Origin of the sequence: Paenarthrobacter sp. NPDC057981, assembly GCF_042886835.1 — a bacterium.
GTDB lineage: Bacteria > Actinomycetota > Actinomycetes > Actinomycetales > Micrococcaceae > Arthrobacter.
Genome location: NZ_JBHVQI010000049.1, coordinates 1 through 2,839 on the forward strand (window position 1 = coordinate 1; position 2,839 = coordinate 2,839).

General features: G+C 66.2%; 3 protein-coding genes. All 3 read right to left on the reverse strand.

All coding sequences use genetic code 11. From position 1 onward, the window contains the following. Positions 1–31: 31 nt before the first annotated feature. Positions 32–208, reverse strand: a complete 177-nt coding sequence (locus ACFVSI_RS22015; RefSeq protein WP_387828589.1) for a 3-hydroxyacyl-CoA dehydrogenase family protein — start codon at positions 206–208, stop codon at positions 32–34. Next, the gene (locus ACFVSI_RS22020) at positions 181–1,875 is read right to left on the reverse strand and encodes an acetyl/propionyl/methylcrotonyl-CoA carboxylase subunit alpha (protein ID WP_387828592.1); all 1,695 of its coding nucleotides are present in this window, start codon (positions 1,873–1,875) and stop codon (positions 181–183) included. Before ACFVSI_RS22020 ends, ACFVSI_RS22015 begins: the two co-directional genes overlap by 28 nt. A 105-nt stretch (positions 1,876–1,980) precedes the next feature. Then, on the reverse strand, positions 1,981–2,652 hold the full coding sequence (locus ACFVSI_RS22025) for a Maf family protein (protein ID WP_387828594.1): 672 nt from the start codon (positions 2,650–2,652) through the stop codon (positions 1,981–1,983). Between the last annotated feature and the right edge of the window lie 187 nt (positions 2,653–2,839).

Consider the following 2,839-nt stretch of genomic DNA (forward strand, 5'->3'; position numbering starts at 1 on the left):
GGCCGGGGCTCGTGCGGCCCTCGGCGCCGGCTCACTGGTAGGCGTAGAACCCGGAGCCCGTCTTCCGGCCCAGCCGGCCCGCCTCGACCATGCGCTGGAGCAGCGGGGGAGCGGCGTACAGCGGCTCCTTGTACTCGGCGTACATGGAGTCGGCGACCGAGGCGACCGTGTCGAGGCCGATCAGGTCGGCCAGCCGCAGGGGGCCCATAGGGTGGGCGCAGCCGAGGACCATGCCTTGACGATGGTGCCCTGCATGGGAGAGGTCAGGGCGTCGCCGCCGGCGGCAGCCGCCGCGGCACCGGCCGAGCGGGAGCGCTTCTTCGACTTGCCTGCCTTGGTGCCCGTCCCGGTGGAGGCAGTGGCGACGCCGGCACCCAGGCCGGAGGGCAGGACCACCTCAAGGCGCTTGCCGCCAACCTCGACGACGACGCGCTGGCGCTCGCCGGCGTCGGGCGTTTCAGCGTTGGCGCCTGCAGCAGACCAGGCGGGGATGCTGTTGACGAATTCCGTTTCAATCCAGCGGGTGTGGACCTGGAAGGGGCCCTCAGTAGGAGCAAATGCGGGATCGGTGACAACGGCGAGGTCGAATGGGATGACTGTGGGAATGCCCTCAACCACCATTTCCTCGAGGGCGCGGCGGGAACGCTGGAGCGCCTGCTCGCGGGTGGCGCCGGTGACGATCAGCTTGGAGAGCATGGAGTCGAAGTTGCCGCTGATGATGTCGCCTTGCTCGACGCCTGAGTCCACGCGGACGCCGGGGCCGGTCGGGTTCTTCAACGTGCTGATGGTGCCGGGCGCGGGCATGAAGTTGCGGCCCGGATCCTCGCCCGTGATGCGGAATTCGAAAGAGTGTCCGCGGACCTCGGGGTCGTCGTAGCCGAGCGCCTCGCCGCGGGCGATGCGGAACTGTTCGCGGACGAGGTCGATGCCGGTAACTTCCTCGGAGACGCAGTGCTCCACCTGAAGGCGGGTGTTCACTTCCAGGAAGGAGATGGTGCCGTCCTGGCCCACCAGGAACTCGCAGGTTCCGGCGCCGAGGTAGTTGGCTTCCTTCAGGATGGCCTTGGAGGATTCGTAGAGGCGCTTGTTCTGCTCTTCGCTCAAGTACGGAGCCGGAGCTTCCTCGACGAGCTTCTGGTTGCGTCGCTGCAGGGAGCAGTCGCGGGTGGAGACAACCACCACGTTGCCGAAGGAGTCCGCCAAGCACTGGGTCTCGACGTGCCGGGGGGCGTCCAGGAAGCGTTCGATGAAGCACTCGCCGCGACCGAAGGCTGCTGTGGCTTCACGGACGGCGGACTCGTAAAGCTCCGGGATCTCGTCCATGGTGCGCGCCACCTTGATACCGCGGCCACCGCCGCCGAAGGCGGCCTTGATGGCGACGGGGAGGCCAAACTCCTCGGCGAACTTGAGGATCTCGTCCGCGTCCTTGACGGGGTCGGCTGTGCCGGGAACGAGCGGAGCGCCGACCTTCTCGGCGATGTGGCGGGCCTGGACCTTGTCGCCCAGGGCCGAGATGGCTTCGGGGGAGGGGCCGATCCAGGTGATTCCGGCGTCAATGACCTTGGCGGCGAATTCGGCGTTTTCGGCCAGGAAGCCGTACCCGGGGTGGATGGCGTCAGCGCCCGACTGCTTGGCGACGTCGATGATCTTGTCCATCACCAGGTAGGACTCTGCGGCCGTGTTGCCGCCCAAAGCGTAGGCTTCGTCGGCGAGGCGGACGTGCAGGGCGTCGCGGTCCGGGTCCGCGTACACGGCCACGGAGGCAATGCCTTCGTCCCGGGCGGCTCGGATGATGCGGACCGCGATTTCGCCGCGGTTGGCAATCAAGACCTTGGTAAGAGGGCTGGAAATGGGCTGCGCCGGGTTAGCTGACAAGTTGTTGACTCCTTCTGTCCTTCAGGGAGCCTAGCGTGGTTGTGAGGGTTCCGCCCATATTGATGGGGGATTCCGTGTGTGAACCGCCGTTCCTTTGTAGGGTTGCTACAAAGTGTTCTCCTGAGTGTCCGACGCCCACAGTTCCGTGACGCTCACCTTCGCGTGGACCAGGAGGTCCCGAAGGGTGGAGATGGAAAGCCCGACGACGGCGTGCGGGTCGCCGTCGACCTTGCGGATGAACGCCCCACCCAAGCCGTCGATGGTGAAGGAACCGGCACAGTGGAGCGGTTCCCCGGTGGCGATGTAGGCATCGATTTCTTTTTCGGACATCTCCGCAAAGTGTACTTCCGCACTTGAGACGGCACCCAGGGTGGCGCCCGTGCCCTCGGCCGTCTCGTCGTCGTCGACGCCTACTGCAGTCTCCCGGCAGTCCACCAGCCAGTGCCCCGTGTGGAGGACGCCCTTGGAGCCGCTCATGCGGAGCATGCGCGCCTTTGCGACGTCGGCAGTGTAGGGCTTGCCGTGGGACTCGCCGTCGAATTCGAAGACGGAATCGCAACCGATCACCAGCGAGCCCTCCGCTTCGGGAAGGGCGGCGACCGCCTCTGCCTTGGCGCGGGCCAGCAGGAGTGCGGTGTCGTGTGCATCGGTGACGCCGTACCTGGCCTGGACCGCGTCCTCATCCACGTCCGAGACCACGATGTCGTGCGCGATGCCCGCTTCCGTGAGGAGCTTGGTGCGGGCGGGGGACTGGGAGGCGAGGATCAAACGGGTCACGCCCTCCAGCCTAATACGGACGCCCTCCCACATCCCTACGGCTTCCGGCCAACCCTCTTTCACATCCCACCCCCAAATGCCTGACGCTCTCTCTGCGGTCGTCAATTTCTTGAGACAGGTTCGTTGTTTGTTTTGGGTTAGGCCGCCAGGGTTTGCTGGGCGCGGGTTTGGTAGTTGGTGTGGGCTT